This window comes from Mesorhizobium sp. M2D.F.Ca.ET.226.01.1.1, from assembly GCF_004022705.2.
Lineage (GTDB): Bacteria > Pseudomonadota > Alphaproteobacteria > Rhizobiales > Rhizobiaceae > Mesorhizobium.
The window spans coordinates 111,831-137,708 of record NZ_RZOY02000013.1; the positions used below are offsets into that span (position 1 = coordinate 111,831).

General features: G+C 61.1%; 15 protein-coding genes and 1 pseudogene. 10 read left to right on the forward strand and 6 right to left on the reverse strand.

Annotation, left to right across the window (positions count from 1 at the left end; genetic code table 11):
* Both EN869_RS26810 and EN869_RS34805 read right to left on the reverse strand, forming a co-directional pair.
* A partial coding sequence (locus EN869_RS26810; RefSeq protein ID WP_189397255.1) for a DUF4347 domain-containing protein occupies nucleotides 1–2,987 on the reverse strand: 2,987 nt, incomplete at its 3' end.
* A gap of 1,013 nt (nucleotides 2,988–4,000) precedes the next feature.
* A complete protein-coding gene (locus EN869_RS34805; protein WP_127416705.1) occupies nucleotides 4,001–4,180 on the reverse strand; it encodes a hypothetical protein in 180 nt (59 codons plus the stop codon).
* A gap of 556 nt (nucleotides 4,181–4,736) precedes the next feature.
* Between EN869_RS34805 and EN869_RS34810 the strand changes: the two genes are divergently transcribed.
* Complete coding sequence (locus EN869_RS34810; RefSeq protein WP_210235229.1) at nucleotides 4,737–7,826, forward strand: DUF4573 domain-containing protein; 3,090 nt, start codon at nucleotides 4,737–4,739, stop codon at nucleotides 7,824–7,826.
* A 326-nt stretch (nucleotides 7,827–8,152) separates the two neighbouring features.
* Here the strand turns inward: EN869_RS34810 and EN869_RS34815 are convergent.
* Together EN869_RS34815 and EN869_RS26825 are read right to left on the reverse strand one after the other, a co-directional pair.
* Nucleotides 8,153–8,593 (reverse strand): annotated as a pseudogene (locus EN869_RS34815) (DUF4347 domain-containing protein); the annotation flags it as partial.
* 91 nt (nucleotides 8,594–8,684) lie between these two features.
* The gene (locus EN869_RS26825) at nucleotides 8,685–8,999 is read right to left on the reverse strand and encodes a hypothetical protein (protein ID WP_127229817.1); all 315 of its coding nucleotides are present in this window, start codon (nucleotides 8,997–8,999) and stop codon (nucleotides 8,685–8,687) included.
* Nucleotides 9,000–9,976: 977 nt separating this feature from the next.
* Between EN869_RS26825 and EN869_RS26830 the strand changes: the two genes are divergently transcribed.
* The 6 genes from EN869_RS26830 (at nucleotide 9,977) to EN869_RS26855 (ending at nucleotide 21,957) form a co-directional block, all read left to right on the forward strand.
* Nucleotides 9,977–13,747: a glycosyltransferase gene (locus EN869_RS26830; protein WP_127229818.1), complete on the forward strand. Its 3,771-nt coding sequence runs from the start codon at nucleotides 9,977–9,979 to the stop codon at nucleotides 13,745–13,747.
* Nucleotides 13,744–14,826 carry a glycosyltransferase gene (locus tag EN869_RS26835; RefSeq protein ID WP_167507087.1) on the forward strand — a complete coding sequence of 361 codons (1,083 nt, stop codon included), beginning with the start codon at nucleotides 13,744–13,746 and terminating at the stop codon, nucleotides 14,824–14,826. The genes EN869_RS26830 and EN869_RS26835 overlap by 4 nt, the downstream gene beginning before the upstream one ends.
* Complete coding sequence (locus EN869_RS26840) at nucleotides 14,823–16,280, forward strand: glycosyltransferase (protein ID WP_127229820.1); 1,458 nt, start codon at nucleotides 14,823–14,825, stop codon at nucleotides 16,278–16,280. Before EN869_RS26835 ends, EN869_RS26840 begins: the two co-directional genes overlap by 4 nt.
* 209 nt (nucleotides 16,281–16,489) lie before the next feature.
* The gene (locus tag EN869_RS26845) at nucleotides 16,490–18,706 is read left to right on the forward strand and encodes a hypothetical protein (protein WP_127229821.1); all 2,217 of its coding nucleotides are present in this window, start codon (nucleotides 16,490–16,492) and stop codon (nucleotides 18,704–18,706) included.
* Between the two features lie 159 nt (nucleotides 18,707–18,865).
* A complete protein-coding gene (locus EN869_RS26850) occupies nucleotides 18,866–21,028 on the forward strand; it encodes a hypothetical protein (protein ID WP_127229822.1) in 2,163 nt (720 codons plus the stop codon).
* A gap of 116 nt (nucleotides 21,029–21,144) precedes the next feature.
* The gene (locus EN869_RS26855; RefSeq protein ID WP_245489641.1) at nucleotides 21,145–21,957 is read left to right on the forward strand and encodes a hypothetical protein; all 813 of its coding nucleotides are present in this window, start codon (nucleotides 21,145–21,147) and stop codon (nucleotides 21,955–21,957) included.
* A 258-nt stretch (nucleotides 21,958–22,215) separates the two neighbouring features.
* On the opposite strand, the gene EN869_RS26860 is transcribed toward EN869_RS26855, so the two are convergent.
* Together EN869_RS26860 and EN869_RS26865 are read right to left on the reverse strand one after the other, a co-directional pair.
* A complete protein-coding gene (locus EN869_RS26860; protein ID WP_127229904.1) occupies nucleotides 22,216–23,073 on the reverse strand; it encodes a GNAT family N-acetyltransferase in 858 nt (285 codons plus the stop codon).
* Between the two features lie 98 nt (nucleotides 23,074–23,171).
* The gene (locus EN869_RS26865; RefSeq protein ID WP_127229823.1) at nucleotides 23,172–23,366 is read right to left on the reverse strand and encodes a hypothetical protein; all 195 of its coding nucleotides are present in this window, start codon (nucleotides 23,364–23,366) and stop codon (nucleotides 23,172–23,174) included.
* On the opposite strand from EN869_RS26865, the gene argE reads away from it, so the two are divergent.
* Genes argE through EN869_RS26880 form a run of 3 tightly spaced genes read left to right on the forward strand, consistent with a single transcriptional unit; the run spans nucleotide 23,350 to nucleotide 25,788 of the window.
* Nucleotides 23,350–24,474 (forward strand): acetylornithine deacetylase, encoded by a 1,125-nt coding sequence (gene argE, locus EN869_RS26870; protein ID WP_127229824.1) that lies wholly within the window; start codon nucleotides 23,350–23,352, stop codon nucleotides 24,472–24,474. The two genes, EN869_RS26865 and argE, sit on opposite strands and share 17 nt — an antisense overlap.
* A 13-nt stretch (nucleotides 24,475–24,487) precedes the next feature.
* On the forward strand, nucleotides 24,488–25,411 hold the full coding sequence (locus tag EN869_RS26875; RefSeq protein ID WP_127229825.1) for a glyoxylate/hydroxypyruvate reductase A: 924 nt from the start codon (nucleotides 24,488–24,490) through the stop codon (nucleotides 25,409–25,411).
* A 23-nt stretch (nucleotides 25,412–25,434) separates the two neighbouring features.
* Complete coding sequence (locus tag EN869_RS26880; protein ID WP_127229826.1) at nucleotides 25,435–25,788, forward strand: cupin domain-containing protein; 354 nt, start codon at nucleotides 25,435–25,437, stop codon at nucleotides 25,786–25,788.
* The last annotated feature ends 90 nt before the right edge of the window (nucleotides 25,789–25,878 follow it).

Consider the following 25,878-nt stretch of genomic DNA (forward strand, 5'->3'; position numbering starts at 1 on the left):
GTTGCGCCCGTGGCGCCGGTGGCGCCAGTCGCACCGGTCGAGCCTGTGGCACCCGTTGCTCCGGTGGCTCCGGTAGCGCCGGTGGCACCCGTATCGCCAGTCGCGCCTGTGGCACCCGTGGCGCCGGTCGCGCCGATGGCTCCAGTCGCACCTGTGGCTCCGGTCGCGCCGGTGGCACCCGTATCACCGGTCGCTCCGGTCGCGCCGGTCGAGCCAGTAGCACCTGTGGCGCCTGTGGCGCCGGTCGCACCCGTGGAGCCGGTAGCTCCGGTCGCGCCAGTGGCGCCGGTCGCGCCCGTAGCGCCGGTGGCACCTGTCGAACCCGTGGCGCCAGTCGGACCTGTGGGCCCGACCGCCCGGCCTGCCGAGCCGGTAGCCCCTATCGTTACCTGGCCGCCATTGGCAGAGCTGTTTGTGAAGACGAAGTCGCTATTGCCGTTGGTAAAATTGCCGAGGAATGTCTCAGCGTCGAGCAATGTGCCGGTGCCGTTCGCACCGCTGTAAATGTAAACTGTCGCTTGTCCATTGCCGTCGACAACGACCTCGGAGACGGGAGTGGCACCCAGATTCTCCAGCACTAGGCTATCGCCGGGCAGAAACCCTGCATATGCCGCACTGACAAGTTGCGAGCTGATTTCGGTAACTGTGCCCTTGGTGATGTTGTTACCGTCAGTGATGAAGTTGACGGTCTGGCCGGCGGCCACCCCAACGCCGGTGCCGAACACCAGCGACGCGTTACCGAATAGATTCATGTAGCCGTTACCGGTTACGTAGATATTGCCGGAGAACGTCGCGGAAGTTGAGAAGCCGCTCGCAAGGGCGGCCGCCGTCGTGCCGACGATGTTGATGGAGCCGTCATTCTCGAAGAACTGATTGCCGACGGTGCTGGCAGCACTGGCACCGGTGAGGGTCCAATTGGTGGTTGCCGACGTTCCCGACGTCAGATTTGCGGTGCCGTTCACGAAAATCTGACCCTGGTTGATCAGGGTCAGCGAGGTGGTGAACTGGGCCGCACCGCTGGTGTCATTAATTGACCAAACGCTAGCGCCAGTGCCTGTGGCTTGGCGCAGGGTCGGCGGCATGTATATCCGGCTGTCCACAGCCTTGGCATTGCTGCCGGGGTGTGCGCCGACAAACGTGAAATTCGTCCCGGCAGCTGGTGTTGTGGACGGCACGGTATTGGTGCCGTTCCAGACGTTATTGGAGCTGCTAGTGTCGAGCCATGAGTCGACGGCATTTGCCGCCGTGAACGTGTTCGTCGCTGCCGACGTGCTGAAGAAGGCGTCGGTGCCGCCGGCTCCGTCGCTCTTCAAATTCACGAGGGTGCCCGCGGCATAGGGGGCACCAAGTGTCAACGCGTATGATTGGCCGGCGCCGTCAACCACAGTGAGGGTGCTGCCATTCACGCTCGCGGCAACAATGCTGGTGTTGCCAAAATCGATCTGGTTGGACGCCGTCGAGATGCTGGGGCCGATGTTGAGCCCGCTGATAGTGCCGCTGAATCCAGAGAGGTTGGTGAGGTCAAGGGTAGTCCCCGTACCGGCGCCGAGCGTCACGATGGATCCGCTGGCGACTGTGCCATCGAGCCGAAGCGTGTTGCCCGAGGAGACCTGGAGGCCGGTAACACCACTGGCAATGTTGCCGCTGATATCCAGAAGGCCGCCGCTCGCAATAATGGCACCCGTGCCGGTATTGATGTTCGCCGACACCGTTCCCGCGCCGGTCAGCGTCGCGCCGGCGCCGACCGTGAGGCCGGAGGCGTCAACCAGCGTGGAGCCGGGGCCATCGAGTTGAATCTTGCCGTTGGTGATGCTCTGCGCGGCGCTGATTGTCACAACGCCGGCAGTGCCAATCTCCAGCGTTTGGTTAGCGTTGTTGATGGAAATTGCCGCTGCAGAAGTTGCCGTATTCTCTATTTTCAGGGTCGAATTGGCTGCGGTGCTTATGTTGAGCACGACACCGCTGTCGACGGTGCCGAACACATCGAGCACGCCGCCGCCGGTGGCCGAGATTGTGCCGGTTCCCGTGTAGTGCCCAGTGACGTTGACCGTGCCACGCCCGGACAGGGTCGCGCCTGACGCGAGGTTCAAGCCGCCGGAATCGTTGATGGTGCCGCCGGCCACTGTGATCGTGGCTCCCGAGGCTGACAGATTGATCGCATTGGAGTTTGTGTTGCCGGTGAGATTTATCGTGCCAGTCCCGACCGCGATGGTGGCTCCGCTGGCCGACAAATTGATCGCCGAAGCTCCAGTTCCGTTAACGATAAGCTGGAATCCTGCGAGGGTAAGCGTCCTGCTCGCGTTTATCGTCAAAGAATTGAGGCTGTTCGTGTTGGCGGTAAGCGATGGGGCGTTTGCGCCGGCGCTTCCGATGATGACGTCGTCACCCGCCAAAGGACCAGAGGTTCCACCAGGGGCGGGGGTCCAGTTTGTGCTCGTACCCCAGTTGGTGGAGGTGCCTCCATTCCAAGTTCTGGTCACCATCACCCCTGCGTAGCTCACTACGCCGGCATCAGTCAGCGGCGGCACTATCGCGGCGCTGTCGCGCTCTTCGAAATTCCAGCTTCCACCTTTCGCCGCAGCGCCGACCAGCCCGGTCGCAGCGGCAACGTTCGCGCCGGTCGCGCGTGCCAGGCCATCGACGAATGCCCCGCCTTCATCGCCGGCACCGGCGAAGCAGCTCCACAGCCTGAGATCACCGCCCTTGCGGAGCACCCCACCGATCGCGGCAAGATCGTCGGCCTCGTCCTCAAGCGTCCGCGCCGACCACTCACCACCCGCGAAACTCACACGCCCGGGCGCGCCGTGCGCGATGACGTGCACCGCCTCGAGCCCGTCGCGGCCTTCGAGCGCCCTCGCCATCTGCCGCGCCGGCGGCGTCGTGCCGTCGAGCACGATCGCCTCGACCTCCGGCCTCAGGTTTCTCAGAATGGTGCCGAGATCGGATACCGAGGGATCGACGAAAAGCAGTTCGGAGGCGCGGGTCATGGCGAGGTCCTACCTGTGCCGGTTGGGTTCGAGCTGAAGGCACTGGCCGGCGATGTGTGAGACGGCCAGGTCGAACGGGAGGGCTGACTGTGCTGGACTGACGGCGTCGCGGGATTGGACGGCCGCGGAATGGCTTTGATGAAGGGGATCGTCGGATTGGCCCGGCGGCCAGTCGCTGCCGGACGCATCCGGTGGCGCCGGCGGATCGCCGGCCTTTTGCCGCCGCAGCCTGCGCCGCACCGGCACACACGCGAACTCACTCGATCCATTGCGCACCCCAACAGCGCTTGCGCCGATGACTCGGCGTCAACTCAAGGGGAATTCCGGAACGGGAAATCTGTCCGCCAGCGCGGGCAGGCAAACGTCAAGGCGGCTCCAGGGGCACGTCACCACTGCGTGCCTCTTCTTACTCGTCCGCTGTTTGGCTTATTCCCCCAGCTCCCCAAAACTTCACAAGACCGCAGGCCCGCCAGCCCGCAGCAACCCCAACACGTTAAAAATTAGTAAACTGGAAAATAAGCAACTTGTAAATGAATAATAATTACAAGAACTACCTTTGGTTAACCGGCAGCGGGGACATCCGGCTGAACCAGGGTGGCACCAATTGCCTACCCCGAGGGCCCATCGTGATTGCCGAAGGAACGGGGGCCATCAGGAAAACGCGCGCCACGGCACCGACGAAAGTCCCAGAGCGGTTTATCGTTTGATGGAATCGCTGACCCGCTCTAAAGCGCGTCGCGTCTGACCGGCCTAATGCGACGCGCTTTAGGTTGCCGTTTTTATGCATGTCATTGTCCCAAAACCGCTACACACTTTGGGGCGACATGCATTAGCTTTTGTTTTCTAGGCGATTCCGGACGGAAAACCGCCACGCGCTTTTCCTGGAACCTGCTCCAAACCTTCAGACGCCCGGCCCGCCCCTGAACGTCGAACGCGCGAGCCTCGCATTTGCGCAAGGCCCGCGCGTTCGCTTGTCAACTTCCGGCCGGCTTCGGCGAGCCGGTTCCGGCCGCTCATTCATGCGGCTTCAGGATGTCCTTCATGGCCTTCTTCAGCGTGTCGTCGGTGTTGCCGTATCCGGCGCCCTGCGTACCCTTGTCCGAAGTCAGATCGGACGCGGCTCCGGACGACTGGTTCTGGTTCTGACCGAAGCCGCTGACCGTATTGAGAACGTTCAAGAGGTCGGTCGTCACCGAACTGACCGCCTGGCCGACCAGATGCCGGAACGAGCCATGGCTGTCGCCGCCGCCCGAGCCGGGTTGCAGGAACTGCTTGGTGTCCGCCAGCCCCAGCGTGGTTGCCGTGACGTTGGCTTTGTGACCAGGGCCGTTTTCGGCATTGTTATGGTTCCCGGAATTACCAGGTGCATCCTGATCTCCATTGCCAAAGCCGTTGTTGCCATGGTGGTGGTCACCAGTCTCACCGCCCGGGCCAGTCGCTCCGGTCGGGCCCGTTGGACCTTGCGAGCCTGTTGCACCAGTCGCGCCAGTCGCACCGGTCGAACCGGTGGCGCCGGTGGAACCGGTAGCGCCGGTCGAACCCGTTGCGCCAGTATCACCAGTCGCGCCGGTTGCACCCGTAGCTCCGGTATCACCGGTGGCGCCAGTTGCTCCGGTTGAGCCTGTTGCTCCAGTGGCACCTGTCGCACCGGTATCGCCAGTCGCACCGGTGGCGCCGGTCGCACCCGTAGCTCCGGTATCACCGGTTGCGCCAGTTGCTCCTGTAGCGCCGGTGGCACCGGTCGCTCCAGTGGCACCTGTAGAGCCTGTAGCGCCGGTAGAGCCTGTTGCTCCGGTCGATCCAGTCGAGCCAGTCGCGCCCGTTGCTCCGGTCGATCCGGTAGCACCAGTCGAGCCGGTCGCACCCGTCGAGCCGGTGGCGCCGGTCGAGCCGGTTGCTCCAGTCGAACCGGTTGCCCCAGTCGAACCGGTTGCCCCAGTCGAGCCGGTAGCACCAGTCGAACCCGTCGAACCAGTTGCTCCGGTCGAACCGGTTGCCCCAGTCGAGCCAGTGGCACCTGTCGAGCCGGTAGCGCCAGTCGAGCCGGTTGCTCCGGTCGAACCTGTCGCTCCGGTCGAACCGGTGGCTCCGGTCGAGCCGGTTGCTCCGGTCGAACCCGTCGCTCCGGTCGAACCGGTGGCTCCGGTCGAGCCGGTTGCTCCAGTCGAACCCGTCGCACCCGTCGAGCCAGTGGCGCCAGTCGAACCCGTCGCACCAGTCGAGCCGGTGGCGCCGGTCGAGCCGGTGGCGCCGGTCGAGCCCGTCGCACCAGTCGAGCCCGTCGCTCCGGTGGCACCGGTCGAGCCGGTTGCTCCAGTCGAGCCGGCGGCTCCAGTTGAGCCGGTTGCTCCGGTGGAGCCGGTTGCTCCAGTCGAACCCGTCGCACCTGTCGAGCCGGTGGCGCCGGTCGAGCCCGTTGCTCCGGTCGAGCCGGTGGCTCCAGTTGAGCCGGTCGAACCGGTCGAACCGGTTGCTCCAGTCGAACCCGTCGCACCGGTTGAACCTGTCGCTCCGGTCGAGCCGGTTGCTCCGGTCGAGCCGGTCGCTCCGGTCGAACCGGTTGCTCCAGTCGAACCCGTCGCACCGGTTGAACCTGTCGCTCCGGTCGAGCCGGTTGCTCCGGTCGAGCCGGTTGCTCCGGTCGAGCCGGTGGCGCCGGTCGAGCCAGTCGCTCCGGTTGTGCCGGTGGCTCCAGTCGAGCCGGTAGCGCCAGTCGAGCCGGTTGCTCCGGTCGAGCCGGTGGCGCCGGTCGAGCCAGTCGCTCCGGTTGTGCCGGTGGCGCCAGTCGAGCCTGTTGCTCCAGTCGAGCCGGTTGCGCCAGTCGAACCAGTTGCTCCGGTTGAGCCGGTTGCTCCGGTCGAGCCGGTCGCACCGGTCGAGCCGGTTGCTCCAGTCGAGCCGGTGGCGCCGGTCGCACCGGTCGAGCCGGTTGCTCCGGTCGAGCCGGTCGCACCCGTCGAGCCGGTGGCTCCGGTCGAGCCGGTTGCGCCAGTCGAACCAGTCGCTCCGGTCGAACCCGTCGCTCCGGTCGAGCCCGTCGCACCGGTCGAACCAGTTGCACCGGTCGAACCCGTCGCACCTGTCGAGCCGGTGGCTCCGGTCGAGCCGGTTGCTCCAGTCGAACCAGTTGCTCCGGTCGAGCCGGTGGCGCCAGTCGAGCCCGTCGCACCGGTCGATCCGGTTGCTCCGGTCGAGCCGGTGGCACCAGTCGAGCCGGTTGCTCCAGTCGAGCCGGTGGCTCCGGTCGAGCCAGTAGCGCCGGTCGAGCCTGTCGCTCCGGTCGAGCCAGTTGCACCGGTCGACCCGGTGGCGCCAGTCGAACCCGTTGCACCTGTGTCACCGGTCGCGCCTGTAGCCCCAGTCGAGCCAGTAGCGCCGGTCGAGCCTGTCGCTCCGGTCGAGCCAGTTGCACCGGTCGACCCGGTGGCGCCAGTCGAACCCGTTGCACCTGTGTCACCGGTCGCGCCTGTAGCCCCAGTCGAGCCAGTAGCGCCGGTCGAGCCGGTTGCTCCGGTCGAGCCTGTCGCTCCGGTCGAGCCGGTTGCACCGGTCGACCCGGTGGCGCCAGTCGAACCCGTTGCACCTGTGTCACCGGTCGCGCCTGTAGCCCCAGTCGAGCCAGTAGCGCCCGTCGAGCCTGTCGCTCCGGTCGAGCCAGTGGCACCGGTCGACCCGGTGGCGCCAGTCGAACCCGTTGCACCTGTGTCACCGGTCGCGCCTGTAGCCCCAGTCGAGCCAGTAGCGCCGGTCGAGCCTGTCGCTCCGGTCGAGCCAGTGGCACCGGTCGACCCGGTGGCGCCAGTCGAACCCGTTGCACCTGTGTCACCGGTCGCGCCTGTAGCCCCAGTCGCACCAGTCGAGCCAGTAGCGCCAGTCGAACCTGTCGCTCCAGTCGAACCCGTTGCACCTGTGTCACCGGTCGCGCCTGTAGCCCCGGTCGCACCAGTCGAGCCGGTAGCGCCGGTCGAGCCTGTCGCTCCGGTTGAGCCAGTGGCGCCCGTGTCACCGGTCGCACCTGTGGCCCCGGTTGCACCCGTCGAGCCGGTGGCGCCAGTCGAGCCAGTTGCTCCGGTCGAGCCTGTCGCTCCGGTCGAGCCAGTGGCACCCGTGTCACCAGTCGCGCCAGTGGCGCCAGTCGAACCAGTTGCACCCGTGCCACCGGTCGCACCTGTAGCCCCGGTTGCACCAGTCGAACCAGACGCTCCGGTTGAGCCGGTAGCGCCCGACGAGCCCGTTGCACCTGTGTCACCGGTCGCGCCGGTAGACCCGGTTGCGCCCGTTGAGCCGGTCGCTCCTGTCTCACCAGCCGCACCGGTCGCACCGGTGGCACCAGTCGCCCCACCCGCGCCGGTCGCGCCTGTGGCTCCAGTAGAACCTGTGGCGCCCGTCGCGCCGGTGGAGCCGCTAGCGCCCGAGGCGCCTGTCGCGCCAGTAGATCCAGTTGCGCCCGTAGAGCCTGTGGCGCCCGTCGCGCCGCTGGCGCCAGAAGCACCTGTTGAACCCGTGGCTCCGGTCGCGCCCGTAGCGCCTGTGGCGCCGGTCGAGCCGCTGGCGCCCGAGGCGCCTGTCGCGCCAGTAGCTCCGGTTGCTCCCGTAGCGCCCGTCGCACCAGTCGAGCCGCTGGCGCCAGAAGCACCTGTCGCACCTGTGGCTCCGGTAGCACCGGTAGCGCCTGTAGCACCCGTCGCACCGGTGGCTCCGGTAGCACCCGTCGGGCCAGCAGGGCCTGTCGGGCCTACCGTCCCGTTACTTGTCAGGTTGAGGATTCCGCCGCTAAACTCATTCCCGCCATTTGTATTTCCACCGGTCCCATTGTCCGCGCCGGTTGTAAAATCATAAGTACTTGGTGGAGTGCCTGGACCAGGCGTCAGCGTTCCTACCGTCCCGAAGTTTGCATTGTAAACTACGTAAGTATCTGTTGTGTTAGGAATGGTAATGGTGGCCGCAAAATTAAAAACTAAACCATTTTGCGCCGAAGGTAGCGAAAATGTACCAACAACTGTAGCTGGGTTTACTGTCGTATCGACCAGATAGTACGTATTGACCGATTTACTATTTCCCGTAGCCGTTATCTGGCCAGTAAGCGTCAGATCAGCCGATGCGAGGAGGCCGGCATAACTCGCGACTCCGCTTGCGGTGAGTGGCGGCAAGGGCATAAATGCGCTCGCAGAGATCAGCCAAGAACCACCCAACGCAGCATTGCCAACCAACGCCCTGGATGCACGAACATCCGCGCCGGTCGCCTCCTCCAAAGCCGCAACGAACGTCTCGCCAGTGTTCCCCGCGGCCGTCTCGCAGCTCCACAGCCGCAGTTCGCCGTCGGCGGCGAGCGCGCGGCCAATCGCGGCGAGATCCTCGACGGCATCCTTCAGCGTGGCGGTCGACCACTCTCCGGTCGCGAATTGAACCCGTCCCGGCGCGCCATGCGCCATGATATGGACCGCATCGAGCGCTTCGTGCCCCACGAGCGCGGCGGCGATCTGCTGCGCCGCCGGCCGACGGCTGTCGAGCACGACAGCCCGGACCTCAGGCCTGAGGTTGCCAAGAACGGTGTCGAGGTCGGAGACTGATGGATCCACAAAAAGAATTTCAGAGGCGCGGGCCATGACTGGCTCCTGTTGGCTTTGAATTCAATTCAAGGGGAAACCGCCCGTTGGCTTGGGCGGCGAGCTCTAGCGGCAAGGGGCTTGGGAGCGTTCATCTGCCGGCCGGACCGGCAGCGCCGTCCGGATGTCCGACAGTTGGGGTCTCTACCCGGAGGAAATCGGCCACCTGAAAATTCCCGCCATCGTCAAAGGTGCCAATTGCAAGCGCTTGGGCGCTGCTTGGGACTTTCACGGTTAGCGCAACGGCGAGGCTTCGCTGGACGGCTTTGGGGAGCACAACCTGGCCGACGATCGCACTCTTGACCGTGTCCAGAATGAAATAGTTTTCATTCTCGGTCTTCTCACCGATGGGCAAGACACCCCGAACAGTAACTTCCATCACCGCAAAGCCTGCCGTGTAGCTCATCACAATCCTCCTTGACCGGCGGCGGCTTGCGCCGCTGCCCTCTCTCGTTTCGTCGTTTCAGGTTTCAGTCGGTCCCGGGCGCCCACTACCTGACCAAGCGGGTCGCGGCGGCAGGGGCCGAGAGTCGTTCAATTCCAGGAAAGCGTCGCGAACCCAGGGCCCCGCTCGAAGATGAGTTTCATCAGAGCGACCGTTGCAGGCGGAAGAGTTCGGATAAGGCAGGGAAATGGGGGCGCGGGAGCTCGCGTCGGCGCGATAACCACTGGCAGCCGGTAACACTCGAACCACAGTCGACTCCATCACGCGTGTCGCGACACTGCGGCGACGACCGGCGAGGGGCCGAATACTTGCTAAGACACTTCAATTTGGGAAAACCGACGGTCTTTGATCAATGGCTGAAGTCAAAGCGCCGTACGCTGGCACGCCACTAAAAGCACTACGTCCTTAACGCATGTAAGTGGCTTGCCTCCTGGATCCCCTCTTAGCTTCGCAGACATCCGCGAAATGCGGCCCCTAGCTCGATCTGCGCCCACCCCCAGTTGCATTAGATATTAGTAAATTCAAAAATTATAAACTTGTAAATGGCTTAGTTATCAAATTATGAATCACAAGACCCGGGGTTGCCCTTGCCAATTGAACATCGACGTGACGGCTCGTGTCGGAATGCCTTTGAAAATTCAAGGCTTAGGGGCCGGCACCATTCGTCGATGAAAAGTCACGAGAGTTTGATCAGCCAAGTTGGCGCGGCCAGTTGTTCCTGTGGCCCAGCCTGGGTGTGGCAGCCTCTTGCCGCCGCGAAAGTCCTGACTAACATGCATCAAGCGAAGGCGTTTGTGCAGATCGGCCGATGTTGCACGAACGGCGCGCGTACGGAGGCATAGGCAGCGGATGAATCCTCTTGCGAAGGAGTCGCCATTGCGGATGGGATCACAGCACAGCCGCCCAAGCCTGGAATCATCCGGGGGGTCGACAGTCATATGACAAACGGCAAGCGCCTCTGCCTCAACATGATCGTCAAGAACGAGATGGCGAACCTGGAGCGTTGCCTGGGCGCGGTTGCCGACCACATCGATTGCTGGGTCATCGGCGATACGGGCTCGACCGATGGGACGCAGGATTTCATCCGGTCGTTCTTTGCCGCGCGCAACCTGCCTGGCGAGTTGCATGAATTCCCCTTCCACAATTTCGAGCAAGCGCGCAACGCCGCGCTCGACCATGCTTATGCGTCGCCGCTTGCCTATGACTATCTGCTGTTCGACGACGCCGACATGCAGCTTGTCGTCGAAGACGCGAGTTTCCGCGAACGCCTCGACGCGCCTGGCTACCGGTTGCTGCAACGGGCGGATTCAGGCCTTGCCTATTGGAACACGCGCCTGGTCAGACGCGATGCCAATGCGCGCTACCACGGCGTGACCCATGAGTATATCGACGTGCCCGGCGGCGTGCAGGAACTAGCACGTGTCTGGTACAAGGATCACGCCACGGGTTCGAACCGCGTCGACAAATTCGAGCGTGACATAAAACTGCTGTTGGGTGCCCTCGACAAGGATCCGGAGAACCATCGCTACTGGTTCTACTTGGCGCAGTCCTACCGTGATGCCGGGCGGACTGCGGAGGCGGCGGTGGCCTACGCGAAGCGTGCCGCGATGGGCGGCTGGGACGAGGAGGCGTGGAACGCCCGTCTCCAGGAGGCTCGCTGCCTCAAGAAGATGGGCGACGATGCCGGCTTCATCCGCCAGGCGCTCGCCGCGTTCAACCAGCGTCCGCAGCGCGCCGAGCCGCTCTACGACCTTGCCCACCATTATCGCGAGAAGGGCATGAACGACGCCAGCGTGCTGTTTTCAGAGGCCGGACTGGCGATCAGGCGACCCGAGCAGGACATCCTGTTTCTCGAAGACTTTGTCTACACGGCAGGAATGCGGGAAGAATATGCGATCGCGGCGAACTACGCTCGCGATCCCTTGCGCAAGGATCGAGGCTTCGCGACCTGCAACTGGCTGGCGCTCAACCGGGAGATCGGCGACGCGCCGAGGGACCTGGCGCGATCCAATCTCTATTTTTACATGCGGCCGGCGAACGAAGTCATGCCGTCCTTCAAGACACGGAGGATCGATTTTGCCGCGCCGGCGGGTTATGTGGCGACCAACCCTTCGGTCGCGCGCCTCGGCGACGGGATCGTGCTGGTGCAGCGGACCGTCAACTACACACTGACCGATGGCGGCCAATACGTAACGCCCGGCGATGCGCCGATCACCACGCGCAACTTCCTGCTGCGCCTCGACAGCGATCTGGTGATGAAGGGCGTGAGCGAAGTGCTACCGCCAGCCGACCTGCCGTCGCCCGCCTATGGTCTGGTGCTGGGCTTTGAGGACATGCGGCTATTCGCCTGGCGCGACAAGCTTTGGGGGCTAGCCTGCGTGCGCCAGCTCACGCCGGAAGGATGGTGCGAGCAGGTGCTGGCAAGAATCGAAGACGGTGGGCTCGGGTCGCATATCCTCACCGATTGGCGCGTCGTCCGCCCGGCCGGCCAACGGCAGCACGAGAAGAACTGGATGCCGCTGGTCGAACGCACTTCCGACGGCAGCGACCGGCTCCGTTTCATCTATCTCTGCGACCCCACGAAGATCCTGGACGAGAACGGCCAGACGATTTCGGAGCAGGAGCCGATGATCGCGGCGCCACAGTTCAGCGGCGGCTCGCAGGCAATCTTGTTCAACGGCGGCTGGCTGGCGCTGGTACACGAGGCACGCGCGAGACCAAACGAGGGCCGCCGTTATTACCAGCACCGTTTCGTTTGGTTCGACGGTGCGTACCACCTGACCAAGGTCTCGCGGCCCTTCTACTTCAATGCCAAAGGCGTGGAGTTTGCTGCCGGGATGGCCTGGCATCCCGACGCCAAGCGGCTCATGATCTCCTACGGCGCAGGCGACAGCGAGTCGTGGATTGCGACGGTGCAGGCTGACGAGGTCGCCGCGTTCCTCGACGACGTTGCGGAACTGGCTTCGGGCCAGACCGTAGCCGCTGCTGGCATCAAGCCGATGCTACCTCTCACGCCGCAGGGCGTGGGAGAGGCTGACTGGAGCGGCGCCAGCGGCGGCCACCGCCCCAACGGCGCCGCCGCACCCACGGAGCCGAGGTCCTTCGCGTTCCGTTCGGGCCAGACAACAGAGGAATTCTTCCGCAAGTTGGCGCCGTTCCTGGAAGCAGTCGACTCGCCAGCGGAACGGCGCCGGCAATCGCGGGATTTCGATCGGCGCATCGTGCCGTTCGTCAGCGACGGCGCGGCACTGCCGCAGATCCACTGCTTCTACGAGGTGCTCTCCGACAAGGCCGAGCACCGCACCCTGATCGCCGCCACCACCTCGATGAGGGCGGCCGGCCATCCGGTGCGCGTGTGGAGCTATTCGCCGAACAGATTGGAATTCCTGCTGCAGCACGGCATAGAGGTGAGCGCTGCCGACGACGTCATGCCTCGGGCCACGTTCGAGCGCATCGTCGCCCGTTCCGAGATCAGGTATTTCAGCGATATCTTCCGCTACGCCGTGCTCTACGAGCATGGCGGGCTATGGATGGATTCCGACATCGTCATGCTGCGGCCGTTCCCCTTCAGCGGCGACCATTTCTTCAATCTGCAATGGCGTGGATCGCATAAGGGTCATTTCATTTGTGGCAACGTCATCTATGCCAAGCCCTACAGCAGGCATCTGAGGGCGCTTTATGAAATGTCGATCGAGCGTTTCCACGCGGCACCGGGCAAGGAATTCGGTGATATCGGACCAAAGCTGCTCTCCGATTACATCGCCTCGGATGCCGGCTCCGAGCTGCACGACCGGGTGTTCAGCCCGATGTTCTTCAATTCGATCGACTGGACGGAGATAGACAGGTTCGAAAAGCCGATCGCGGAACTGGCTGACTATTTGAACGATGAGCGCGTTTTCGGCATCCACCTTTGGACGGCGCGCAACGAAGCGAGGACTGACGAAAAGAGCGCCCCATTTATCGCGCAACTGATCAGCCCGCTTGACGGCTTTCCCGCATTCACAAAACTCGCCGACCGGTTCAACACCGACAAGAACCGGCATACCGGCAACCGCCATTTTTATGCGAGGATCTACGATCGCCTGCTGTCGGCGCGGCGGGTGTCCATGCGAAGACTTATGGAGATCGGCCTGTGCCGGGGCTTGGCAGAGGGCAACCAGACCGAGACCCCATCCGTCTCGCTGTGGCAGAGCTACTTTCCGTTCTGTCAGGTTATCGGCGTCGACCTCACTGATTTCTCGCGCCTGAACAACGAAAGGTTCAAATCGTTCATTTGCGACCAATCCAAGCTGGACGACCTGCGCGGCGTCGCCGCAAAAGTCGAGCCAGGCTCGCTCGACGTAATCATCGACGACGGCAGCCACGCCTCCTATGACGAGCAGTTGACACTTCGCGAGTTCTTCCCCCTGCTCGCCGATAGCGGATGGTATTTCATCGAGGATCTCGACTGGCAGCCGCCGGGCGAGGATGCCGCCAAGATAACGCTGACCAAGACATTGTTGCGCGAAATCAAGGACTACGGGGCGGCGCGCTCGGTCGATCCGCTTGGTATCGGGGCGCTTGCCGGACAATTTGCGGAAATTTTGTTCTTCGACAGCCACTACGAACTCGACCGGGCAAAATTGCTCGGCGGGCTCGTGGCCATCCGCAAGCGTGGCAAATCGGGCATGTCCGCGCAGGAACTTCGGAGGGCGGAGAAGGCGTCGTGAAAGTCGCGGTCTATACCATCGCATTGAACGAAGCCGCCAACGCGGAACGCTGGGCCAATTCGGCTGCCGATGCCGACTACCGGATAGTGGCCGACACCGGCAGCACCGACGACACCGTGGAACGATTGACCGCGGCCGGCGTCACCGTGCATCGGATAGCCATCCGTCCATGGCGTTTCGACACCGCCCGCAATGCCGCCATGGCCTTGATCCCGGACGACGTCGATGTTTGCTGCACGATGGACATGGACCGGTCACTCGAACCAGGCTGGCGGCCGAAACTGGAGGCAGCCTGGACGCCGGAGATGACGGCTCTGTTCTGCCAAACTGTTTACAGGTCGAGCGTCGACAACCCGACTCCGCTGCGCAGCTTTCCAACGAAGAATTTTCACCATCGCTGGGGCTATCGCTTCAAGAGGGCCGTCCACGAAGCTCTCGTCTTCAGCGGAGAAAAGGAGGTGACGGGCAGTTGCGATGATATTGTGATGTCCGAAGTACAGGATCACGCCAAGCCTACGCGCAGCAACTACCTGCCGCTGATGGAAATCGCGCACAAGGAGGAGCCGGACGACGGACAAATCTGCTTCTGGCTCGGGCGGGATTTGATGTGGGCCAATCAGCACGAGCGAGCCATCCACCTGCTCAAGCATTATCTTTCGCTGCCTGCAAGCATCTGGGGCGAAGAGCGTTCCGAAGCAATGCGCTACATCGCTCGCATGCAACCGCAGGACAAACTGCTCTGGCTCGACAAGGCAAGGATCGAGGCGCCCCACCGCAGGGAGATCTGGCTCGACCTGGCGGAGGAGTTTCATGGCAGGGCCGACTGGCTGAATCTGTTCTGGGCCTGCGCCAACGGGATCGAAAAAACCCGTCGCACCGGCAGCTATCTGGACGATGCGAGTTGCTGGGGGTTCCGGCTCTTCGATCTCGGGGCGATCGCATCCTGGCGCCTCAACGCAATGGAGCGCGCCGTCGAGTGGGGGCAAAAGGCGCTAGAGCTCGACCAAAACAACCAACGCCTCAAGGACAACCTGGATTTCTTCGTTCGGCGACGGGAAGAGGTAAGCCTGAGAAAATGACCGAGCTCCCCGAATTTTCGCGCGCACGGCTGTTCACGGCATTCGGCACGGTGCTCTTTGTTGACCCTTCCACCGGCGAACTGCGCCACGGCGCCTTCGAAAGCAGCCCGGCGAACGCGTATTTCGAGTCCGGCAAGAATTCGCCTGAAGGTCACAGGCAGGGCCGGTTGGTCTGCGTCGCGGACGGTTCGCCCGAGCCGATCCATTGCTACCCCGACATTTGCCTGACGGCTTCGCAATTGCGGCGTCAGGGTCGGTCGGATGGCGCTACGACGCTCGAATTGATTGCTCTTGAACGCGGCTTGCTCACCCTAAGGTCAAACGGCCGTTTTCTGTCGGCGATACCCGACGGCAAGGTGATGCACCGGGCCGCGACTTGCAGCACATGGGAATTGTTTATCGCCTCCGAGAACTGGTGCACCGACATCGAAGGGACCGCGCAGGACGGTGCCTGGCGCCGTGACAAAGTAGCGTTCAACAAAAGCCACATCGCGAGCTATATCGTTCAACCATTGATCCGGATGAAATCAAACCGGCAGCCACGTGCCAAGAAGATTTTGATCTACGGCTACACCAAGTGGTCACACGGCCGAGTCTATTACGATCTGTGCAGGCATCTGCATGATCGAGGTTACCTGGTCGACATACTCGATTGGCAGCAGAATCACGCCCAGTACGCCCGGAGCCTGATTTCATATTACGACTTCGTCATCTCCGCCCTTGACGGAATCTCCACGTTGGTGGACGCGTATGACGTATCATTTGATAAAATCATCGCCATCTCGCACCATGAATTCGACATACGGATGCTGATCGAGCAGAAGGGCATCGAAGTATTCGAGAGGTTCGCCAACTATGGCGTGGTGAGCGAGTACGTATATTGCGCATCGATGATGCGCGGTGTGCCCAGACCTCCGAGGGTCGCGTCACTCGGCATAAATTTTGATGAGTTCTACGCTGACGTTCCCGAAACCTTGACGACGGTCGGTTATGCCTCATCGATGTCGGTCAAGACATTTGGCGTAGAATGGAAGCGTGGCGAACTCGCGGAGGCTGCGGTTTTCGACGCCGGCCTTGCATTCAAAATCGCCGGTTCAACCGGAAATCAGACCTCGTTTCACGATATGCCCGCCTTCTATCGTAGCGTTGATGCGGTGGTGACCAGTTCGATAAGCGAGGCCGCCCAGTTGCCGGTGATGGAAGCAGCAGCTGCGGGCAGACTAGTGATAGGCACACCCGTTGGACACTTCCCCCTCAAAGCCTATCGGGGCGCCGGCATCATAGCACCGATCGAAGCCGGAAAATTCCGCGCATTTACGGCGGCCACGTTGCGCTACTACAGAGACACGCCCGTAGAGTTTGTGAAAAAATGTCGCTCCATACAAGAGGCTGCGCAAGCTTTTGATTGGCAGTATCAAATCGGGGAGTGGACCGATCTACTAGAGACAGCATGACAGCACAGCCCTCGCCTAAACTGATAGTAGGTCAAGTGGGTCTCAGCCGCTTCAACTTGCGGATTCGGCAGAAATCCGGCAAGCATCGCTACCGATTTGGGCCACACGAGATGCGCAGGACTCATAACAACAGCGAGGATGATGCAGTATCGCGCAAACATCAAGAAAGAAAATCGTTTTCGTTAATTAGAAGATGAGGTAGACAATAGGTGCGCGGTTTTATCTCAAACCTCACCGACCTGGCAAACAACTTAGGCTCTGATAAAGGGTCTGCGATGACACCGCTCGGTTTGGCTCCAAATAAATACACATACATCTATGATCTTATTTTTGACGCTTATCGAGACGAGAATATCAACTTCTTGGAATTAGGCTTGGCAGTTGGCGGACCGGAGGTTGACGGACCAAAAGACCGTAAGGTAATTCCGCCATCTGTGCAGATGTGGCTTAGTTACTTCAGCAAAGCAAAAATATTTGGCTTTGACATCTCCGATTTTTCCCACATTGTGGACCCACGATTCACATTTGTCAGAGGAGATGCTGGCGTAGAGTCAGAGTTGCGCAGGGTCGCCGAGATCGCGGATGGCTTTGATGTCATCATTGATGATGCGTCACATGCATCATATCATCAGCAACTAGCATTCATGGTACTATTTCCCTGCCTCAGGCCTGGAGGACTGTACGTCATAGAGGATCTTGGGTGGCAGCCATCAACATATGAGTCTATCCTTCCAAAGGTACCAAAGACAGCAGAATTCTTTGTTTCTTATTTTGAAAACCGCAAGTACATCGACAATCCGTTGCTCTCATCTGCATTTATGGCCAGATCTAATGATCTCATAGCATCCTTCGCCCAGTTCCCTCCCTTCGACGGCGCAGGGGGGCCTACCAGGCTGGTCGTAATACGGAAGCGTCGGGCTGACGAACATAATCGAGGCTTAGACACGTCAACATTGTTGGCGAAGCTGTATTCGTCAGCCGCACCATGTACCCGCGTGTTCACCTCAGGCGGAACGGTGCTGTATATTGATCTCGCCGCAGGGGAGCTACGGCATGGAGACGCGGCCACTAGCCCGGCGAATGTAATATTCGTCGCTGACGCAGCATCAACGGGCAGCTCGAGCCGCGGTTGGCTGGGCTTTGACAACGGAAGAACGTGGGAGCCGATAGCTTGCCTTCCCCATCGATCATTTCTCGCCTCTCTGGAAACCAAATCGGCTGAAGGGACACTTCTCGAAGTGATACAACTTGAAAGAGGCCTTGTCGGTTTCACCGCAAGAAGTGCTTTCGTCTGCGCCGAACCCGATGGACGGATTACTCTATCGAGACCAGTCTGCTCGGCATGGGAAAGTTTTATCGTATCCGAAGATTGGTGCACTCAAGTATGGCCTACTGAGACATTGCGAACGCCGCATATGGCTGCGCAAAGCGTCGACAAGCTGGGAGTGGCGGCCACCGTAGCGCATCCGTTAGCTCGCGCCAGAGCTAACATCACTTCAGCAAAGAAAAAAATTGCGTTCTTTGGTCCAATACAATGGTCAAACGGTCGTGTCTATTACGATCTTTGCAAAATACTTTACAATAAGGGTTATATAGCTGACGTTATAGACTATCGCAAAACCTATGGTACGTATATTAACGAGCTAGTAGAATTTTATGACATCATTGTAGCCGGCCTCGACACGATCCACATATTGCGCGATATATACGGCATTCCTGCGAATAAAATAGTTGGAATATCCCACTGGACCTTCGATATACAGGAGATAATTGGCAGGTACGGGTGTGGAGTTTTTGCAGAACTGGCTGGGTACGGCGTCGTAGGTCAGACACTGCTTTGGGATTCGCTTACGCTTGGGGTTCCTACTATACCCAAGATAGTGACCTTGGGAATTGACTACGCAGAGTTCGAGAGTCAAGTTCCCGAGCGGCTACTTGCCGTCGGTTGCGCGAGCTCGCTATCTGCTAAGAACAAGTTCGGCATCGAGATCAAGCGGGGTCGGCTTGCTAAGGAATGCGCGGATGGAGCAGGTTTGAAATTCAAACCTGCCGGCTTTTGGACAGGTGGGAACACTCCAATTCATGAGATGCCAAAATATTATCAGTCCGTAGACGCTGTACTCGTCTGTTCTCTTACCGAAGCCGGTGGTCCGATGCCTGCAACAGAGGCTGCTGCATCGGGCAGACTTGTGATAAGCACGCCAGTTGGTGTATTTCCATTGAGAGCATATGAGGGGCTGGGCATAATCGCGCCACTAGATCCTGAAGGATACGTGAAATTTACTACTGATGTGTTGAAATACTACATAGATAACCCGAAAGAATTTTTAGAAAAATGCAATAAAGGCAAAGAAGCTGCGAAGATTTACGACTGGAAATTCACAGTGGATTCATGGATAGATCTTTTTGAATCGGCCCGACTCTGATAGCAGTGTTATTCGCGTTTTTTTGACCTGGCGAAGCTTACTTTTTTAATCAAGGTGCGTGATTTCCTGGCGAGGCAAGTCGTGACGAAGCGAGAGCTCGGGGATTATCATTTCTCAAAAAACAACCTCTTATTGGACCGCGCTATGGAGAAACGGACCATGGAGAAAACAGACACAAAAAGAGCGGAGGCTGCGCGCATACTATGCGCGATTACTTTTCACTTTGACCAATCGCGCCTTGGTTACCTAGCAGAAGTCCTTCGTTCCCTGGCGGAATATCCGGTAGCCGCAATGAACGTCATAGTCGTAACGAACACGCTTGAGAAAAATGAATTGGGCCTACTCAATCGCCTGTGCAGGGAGACGCTCCCCGGGAACGGCGCCTCTGTCCGCAGTTGCACCGATTTGGCTGATCGTTGGGATCTGACGTGGTGTCATAAGCAGATCATCGCAATGGAGTTTGTCCAGGAGAACCACGGTCGCTATACGCATTTCATCTATCTGGAGAATGACATCCGCCTCAGCTTCCTCAATTTTTGCTATTTCGTCGAATTCCGGGAGGCGCTGCGCGGACTCGGGCTACTGCCTTCGTTCATTCGAGTAGAGTATAATGCGGCCTTTGGCGGCTTTACGTCCAGCGATGTTTTTTGGCCGGTTTACGTGCCAGTTCAGTCCCATGTGTTGCTAGGTGACACTGTACTGGTGAACATGCCTAACCCCTACAATCCCCTGTTTATCCTCGACCTTGAACTGGCCACGGAGTATGTCCATTCGCGCTCTTTCGACCGACAGACAAGCGCGACGGTGTGCCCCTGGGGAGTAGCGGAACGAGCCGCCATGGGCCTGTGCCTGGAGAACGTCCCAGCGCCTTTCCAAAGTCGCTACGTCGCTCCGGTATCGCGGCTAACTGGCGCGGCTCCAGCCTTTGCCTGGGTTTGGCACATGCCAAACAACTATGCCGACAATCCGCGCTCGCCTTTGGGCAAGGTTCGAATGGATCGAATGTTCGTCGGCGCGGGGGAACTTGGTCCGGACGGCCGCTGGAACACGACGGATTCCGTCGAAACCACCACAAGCGATCGGAACGATGTGAGTTTTGTAATCGCTGGTGAGTTCAAACGAGGCTACGAGATCAAGGCCCACGGCACAACCGAGAGCGACGCTGTGGGTACCGATGCCCCGCCGGACGAAGATGTGCCACCTCTCCGAGATCAGTATTTTCTCATTAGTCACCATGACACGCTCGTGTTCGCAGATACCGATCTACAGCGGGTGCGCCACGCACCGTTTGGTGTCGCGCCATTAAACCTCCTCATTGAGTTAGGCGGTCAGAAGGGCCGACTGCTGTTGCGAGGAAAGTCTCCCGGAGAGGTTCGCCAGATATCGGCCGAGAGATCCGACATCGATATCCGCGCGCAAACGGCTCGCGCTAACCTCGATTGCGATATTGAGACTTTCGCCGACGGCAGCATTAGCATCCGTACGGGCGACCACTACCTAGGATCGGACTTGGATGGCCTAGTTCGCAAAAAGAACTGGTGTCGGGACTGGGAGCGCTACCAACTGGTGAGAAGGGACACGATCGAAGGCCTTGCGCTTCTACGCCGTTACTCGTGGCTAAGCCACACCGATCGACAGACACACTCCCTGGTCGCGCAGCCCTTCGACTTCGGCAGAGAACGGCCCACTGAATCCAGTGCGCTGGCAGCATCCCTTGCACCGGGAGCGATTGCGTTCCGTCGCAAGCTCAAATTCGGTCCAACCACTCTGAGACTGACCGAAAGGCGCCAGCAACTCCTGTTTGAGCCGTGCGACTTGAGCCTAGGGCAACTCATCCCCGAGCGCCTAAAAATAGTAGACACCAGCACGGAAGCCGAAAGCGACTTCTCGCTCTTTCGGCCGCTGATCTGTTTCCTGCTCGGAACTGCAGACTCACAGTTTGAAAAGCTTCGGCATTCGCTGGATTCTTTAAGCCGCGTGAAGAGACTTGGAGCCACGATTGGCATCGCAAGCACTCAACCCAATACGTACTTACAGCAGCAGATCCCGGAACCATACCGCACCGACGCTTTACTCTTGAACCCTGAATCAACCCATGACAACACGACGGGCGCATTGCCAGGTATATGCGATTATCATCCAGTGGTTTTTGCGGACACAGGGTGCACGTTTGGCCCCGATTTCAAGGAACACCTTATAGATCTCCTCATTTTGCGCAGGGGCAAGTTGGTTCCGGACCCTGGGATGGCAGCCTACGCAACCGTGCCAAATCCTCCACCCTATCGAAGAGATCCGGATGACCCCTTTCCCAGGGCGCCGTAGGCTGCAAAGCCAAACCTAGGAAACTTGTCATGAATAGGCGCGGATTCGTGCTTCGTTTTGGATCAACTGCGGCGCTTGTAACGTTTTCCGGCAGTCTTGGTTTGAGCCATAGTGCAATGAGCGCCCAGCATCAATCTTTCGGTGCCTCCCTCCTCACCGCCCCGATCGAACTCGCCGGCGATTGGGGCCGCATGCTTCCGCGCTCCGCAGACCTGGTCGTCGAGCGCATGCGGCACGCCTGCCTGGATGGTGTCCGTCTCATCTCCGACCGCCAGCCGGCGCGGCTTCGCATTGACGAGCACACCTCCGGCACGCCGGCCATCTGGCTGCACCCCGGCGACAGCGACATGGCTTGGATCATCGTCGACATCGGCGAGCGGGACTGGTCGAAGCTTGCCTACCAGTTCGGCCATGAACTCGGCCATGTGCTTGCCAACAGCTGGCAGGCAGACGCCAAGCCGGCCCCGCCATGCCAATGGCTCGAGGAAGCCATGGTTGAAGCCTTCTCGTTGCATGGACTTGGGCGCCTGGCCAAGGACTGGAAGCAGAACCCGCCCTTCGCCGGCGACAACGCCTTCGGCGACGCCATCGTCGGGTATCGCGAGAACATCATCAAGGGCTATCGCGCGATCGCCGATAGCCAGGGGCTTACCCGCGATGCCGCGGTATGGTTCACCGACCACCGAAGCGAAATCGAGATTCCAGGCCTCAATCCATTCGCGCAGGCGATGTCACTGACCATTCTTGCGGAGTATGAGCAGGCTCCAGGGTGCATTGAGGGCGTTGGTGCGCTCAACCGCTGGCCCGGCCGCAGCGGCGTTCCGGCCGGCGAATATCTCCAGCGGTGGAAAGAGAGCTGTGCCGAATTGCGCGCCTCACCGCACCTGCCGCTCCGCCTGGGCGAGCTTTTGCGGATTCCGCTTCGTTAGAGCGTTTCACGGAAACGGCGAACCGCTCTATCCTTTTGTTTTTACGCAATTCCAGACGGAAGGCTACGGCGAAGTCGCCGACGCTAACCGCTCACACTTTTCCCGGAATTGCTCTAGTAGAAAATGCGCACGCAGCAGAGTTACACATTGTAGGCTCTCCGGACCTACCTTGATAAGCAGACCGCGTCTGTGCAGCGAGCAACGGTGCAATGGTTGAATGTTGGCCGGCTCTTTGGTTGACCTCATAGGAACACCGAACTACCCGAGGGTTTGGCTTGCCAGGGCATAGGTCTTCGGTCTAGCCGAGCCGTCGGCGGCAAAATCGGCAAGGCGTTTGCCCAGCGACATGGTCAGCACCGTATCGAAGACCGGCATTCCAGCGTGTGACAGAAAGGCGGCGAACTCGCCACTGTCCATGTGGGTGTCGACCCGAAGGAAAGACCCCGAATTGTCGGCCACGTGCGGCCGGAGGATCGCCACAGCGTCGGCGTCGCTTTCGGCCACGACCGGCCCCACGACATGGCCTCGCCCGAACGGCCGGCAAAGCGCGAAAGCGGTCAGCTTGTTTCCGTCGAAAAGCCCGTAGCCGACCGAATGCGCGAAGAGCTTTTCAATCAGCGCCGTGCGGCTCACGCCGAACGCCGACGCGTCGAGAGCGATCGCCGCGGGAACATCGCTTGCGTCCAGCGCCCGGATGTCGCCATGCGCCTCCGTCGGGTCGCCCGTCGCCGGCACGCGGACGACGCCCTGGCACTGATAGACGGTCTTCTCAGGCTGGAAGTCCAGCGAAAGATAGAGCCGCCGCGCGGCGCGGGTTGCGTTGAGACGCAGGTCGCACCCGGGAATCCTGTCGAAGACCCGCTTCATCAGCCATTGCGCCGCTCCCAGCGTCTGAAGTCGTGGCGAGGTGATGACCATGCCGACCGTCGCCAAACCGGCGCCGTGAGCGAACCACATGGCCGAACCCAGAACGCGGCCGATCTCGTCGAGCGCCACGAAGCCTTGTCCCGTTTCGCGCAGGAATTGCCAGTCCTCGGCCCGATGCGGCCACCCCACCGACAGGGAGAGCGCATGCAAGCGGTCCAGCTCGACGGCTTCGATGTCGGCGATCCGCATCGAGAAGGCATCGATTTTCAAGCTTTCGGACGGCTTCAATTCCTTGCCTCTGAAAGATTGCGTAGCGGGTGACGCAAACGCCCCTTGCCCTGCCAACGCTACACAACCAGACCGATACGATTTGCTCGAATGCCGCGCGCCAACGCAAGATTCAACTGAAACACTTCCGCTTTCGGCACGCAATCGCGAAAGAACGCGCCCATGCTCTGCGGCAATTCTGAAGTTATGGCCAGCAGGACCGAGCCCGTAAACCCGAAAATGCCTTGAGGGGCTGGAATGGACGTCTTCGACATCCTCGACCGTCTCGTCGCCTTTCCGTCGGTCGCCGGCAAGTCCAACGGTGCCATTGCGGGCTGGATCGAAGCCTATCTCCGCCAACATGGCGCAAAGGTCACCCTGCTTCCCGGGCCGGAAGGCGACCGTTCCAACCTTTTCGCGACGATCGGGCCCGCCGATGTTCCTGGCTATATCCTGTCCGGCCACATGGATGTCGTCCCCGCCGGTGAGCCGCAATGGAGCTCGCCGCCTTTCGCGCTGCGTCGTGAGGGCGAACGGCTGTATGGACGCGGCACAACGGACATGAAGGGGTTTCTCGCCGCCGCGCTTGCGGCCGTGTCCAAGTTGGCCGGGCTTCGGCTTACCAAACCAGTCCACTTCGCCTTCTCCTATGACGAGGAGATTGGGTGCCGCGGCGTACCGCATCTGATTGCCCGGCTTCCCGAACTTTGCGCCAAGCCCCTTGGGGTCATCGTCGGCGAACCGAGCGGCATGCGCGCCGTGCGCGGCCACAAGGGCAAGGCGGCCGCCCGCGTGACCATAAGAGGGCGCTCTGGACACTCCTCGCGGCCCGATCTCGGGCTGAACGCCATCCATGCCATGGCCGATATCCTGACCGCAGCAGTGAGCGAAGCCGGGCGGCTGACGCTAGGTCCGTTCGACGCGACCTTCGAACCTGCCTATTCCTCGCTGCAGGCTGGCGTGATCACAGGCGGACAGTCGGTCAACATCATCCCCGACAGCTGCGCGCTGGACCTGGAGGCGCGCGCCATACCAGGCACCGACCCAGCTGGCCTGCTCGCGCCGGTCAAGGCGCGGGCCGAGGCTCTCGCCGCCAAGGGCTTCCAGGTCGAATGGACGCCAGTCAGCACCTATCCGGCGCTGTCATTGCCGCAGGATGCGACATTGGCTGCACTGTTGGGCAAGTTGACCGGCGAGACGCCTTTGGCCGCCGTCAGCTATGGCACCGAGGCTGGGCTCTACCAGGCGGCCGGACTGGATGCGATCATCTGCGGCCCAGGCGACATCGGCCGCGCTCATAAGCCGGACGAATACATCCTCGCGGACGAACTCGCCGCCTGCCAGCGGATGATCGAGGCGCTGGGCGCGCGTTGCGCGGCATGAAGGAACAACCGGAATGACCTTGCTGTTCAACTCCGATGCGCGGCGCGGCGCGGTCTTCTCCGAGGCGTTCGCCGCGGAATTGCCGGACGTCCCGTTCGCCATGGATGCCGCTGCGGTCGATCTGGACGCGGTGCGCTATCTCATCACCTGGACAGTGCCGGAAAACCTCGATCGCTACCGCAATCTGGAAATCCTGTTTTCCCTCGGCGCAGGCGTCGACCAGTTCCGCTTCGATGCGGTGCCCGCGACGGTGAAGGTCGTGCGCATGATCGAGGAAGGCATCGTGCGCATGATGCAGGAATATGTGACGCTCGCCGTGCTTGCGCTCCACCGCAACCTGCCCGCCTATCTGGCGCAGCAGCGCGCCAGCGAGTGGCGAGATATTGCGCAGCTCCAGGCCGGGTCGCGCCGGATCGGCGTGCTCGGTCTCGGCCAACTGGGCCAGGCCGTCCTCGACCGGCTGAAGCCCTTCGGCTTCCCGCTGTCGGGCTGGAGCCGCTCGCCGTGGCAGATCGAGGGCGTGCGCTGCCATCATGGCGAGCTCGGGTTGAAAGAGATGCTCGCTGCCAGCGATCTACTCGTCTGCCTGCTACCGCTGACCGAGGAGACGCGTGGGTTCCTGAATGCCAATCTGTTCGCGAAATTGCCCGAGGGCGCTGCGCTCGTCCACACTGGGCGCGGGCCGCAGCTCGACCATCAAGCACTTGTCGCCGCGCTCGACAGCGGCCATCTGTCGGCGGCGATGATCGATGTGACCGATCCCGAACCGCTGCCCGCTGGCCATCCATTCTGGTCGCATCCGAAGATCGTCCTGACCCCGCATGCCGCCAGCGTCACCCAGCCGGCGACCGCCGCGCGCGCCGTCATCGAAAACATTCGACGCCATCGCGCCGGTCTCGATCCCATCGGGCTCGTCGACCGCTCGCGCGGTTATTGAAGTCCAAACCGAAAGGTCATCCTTTGTCCCTGCTCAAATCCGTCGACACCAACCCGAGTTTTTCACCGCGCGAATCCAAGGCGTTGCCCGAGCGGATGATTGCCGGCGACCCCGCCTTCAAGACCTGGCCGCAGGACGTAGCCAAGGACGACCTCGTGCATACCGGCGTATGGGAGGCCACGCCCGGCGAGACGCGCTCGATCAAGGGCGAGACCTTCGAGTTCTGCCACATCCTCTCCGGCGTGGTCGAAATCACGCCCGACGCCGGCGAGACGGTGACCTACCGGGCCGGCGACAGCTTCGTGATGAAGCCAAGCTTCGCCGGGGTCTGGAAGACCATCGAGACGGTGCGCAAGATCTACGTCACAGTGGGCTAGCGCGCGTCCGCGCCGGCGCGGAACCTCGGCGCGGAAGATTTTGCCGTCGCTGCCGTCCGACACGCAACATTCGTCGGCGATGGATCATCG

Excerpts from the sequence above, each read along its gene's own strand:
- EN869_RS26825 (WP_127229817.1), bottom strand. The coding sequence starts at position 8,999 with ATGAGCTACACGGCAGGCTTTGCGGTGATGGAAGTTACTGTTCGGGGT.
- EN869_RS26830 (WP_127229818.1), top strand. The coding sequence starts at position 9,977 with ATGACAAACGGCAAGCGCCTCTGCCTCAACATGATCGTCAAGAACGAG.
- EN869_RS26840 (WP_127229820.1), top strand. The coding sequence starts at position 14,823 with ATGACCGAGCTCCCCGAATTTTCGCGCGCACGGCTGTTCACGGCATTC.
- EN869_RS26850 (WP_127229822.1), top strand. The coding sequence starts at position 18,866 with ATGGAGAAAACAGACACAAAAAGAGCGGAGGCTGCGCGCATACTATGC.
- EN869_RS26855 (WP_245489641.1), top strand. The coding sequence starts at position 21,145 with ATGAGCGCCCAGCATCAATCTTTCGGTGCCTCCCTCCTCACCGCCCCG.
- EN869_RS26860 (WP_127229904.1), bottom strand. The coding sequence starts at position 23,073 with ATGCGGATCGCCGACATCGAAGCCGTCGAGCTGGACCGCTTGCATGCG.
- argE (WP_127229824.1), top strand. The coding sequence starts at position 23,350 with ATGGACGTCTTCGACATCCTCGACCGTCTCGTCGCCTTTCCGTCGGTC.
- EN869_RS26865 (WP_127229823.1), bottom strand. The coding sequence starts at position 23,366 with ATGTCGAAGACGTCCATTCCAGCCCCTCAAGGCATTTTCGGGTTTACG.
- EN869_RS26875 (WP_127229825.1), top strand. The coding sequence starts at position 24,488 with ATGACCTTGCTGTTCAACTCCGATGCGCGGCGCGGCGCGGTCTTCTCC.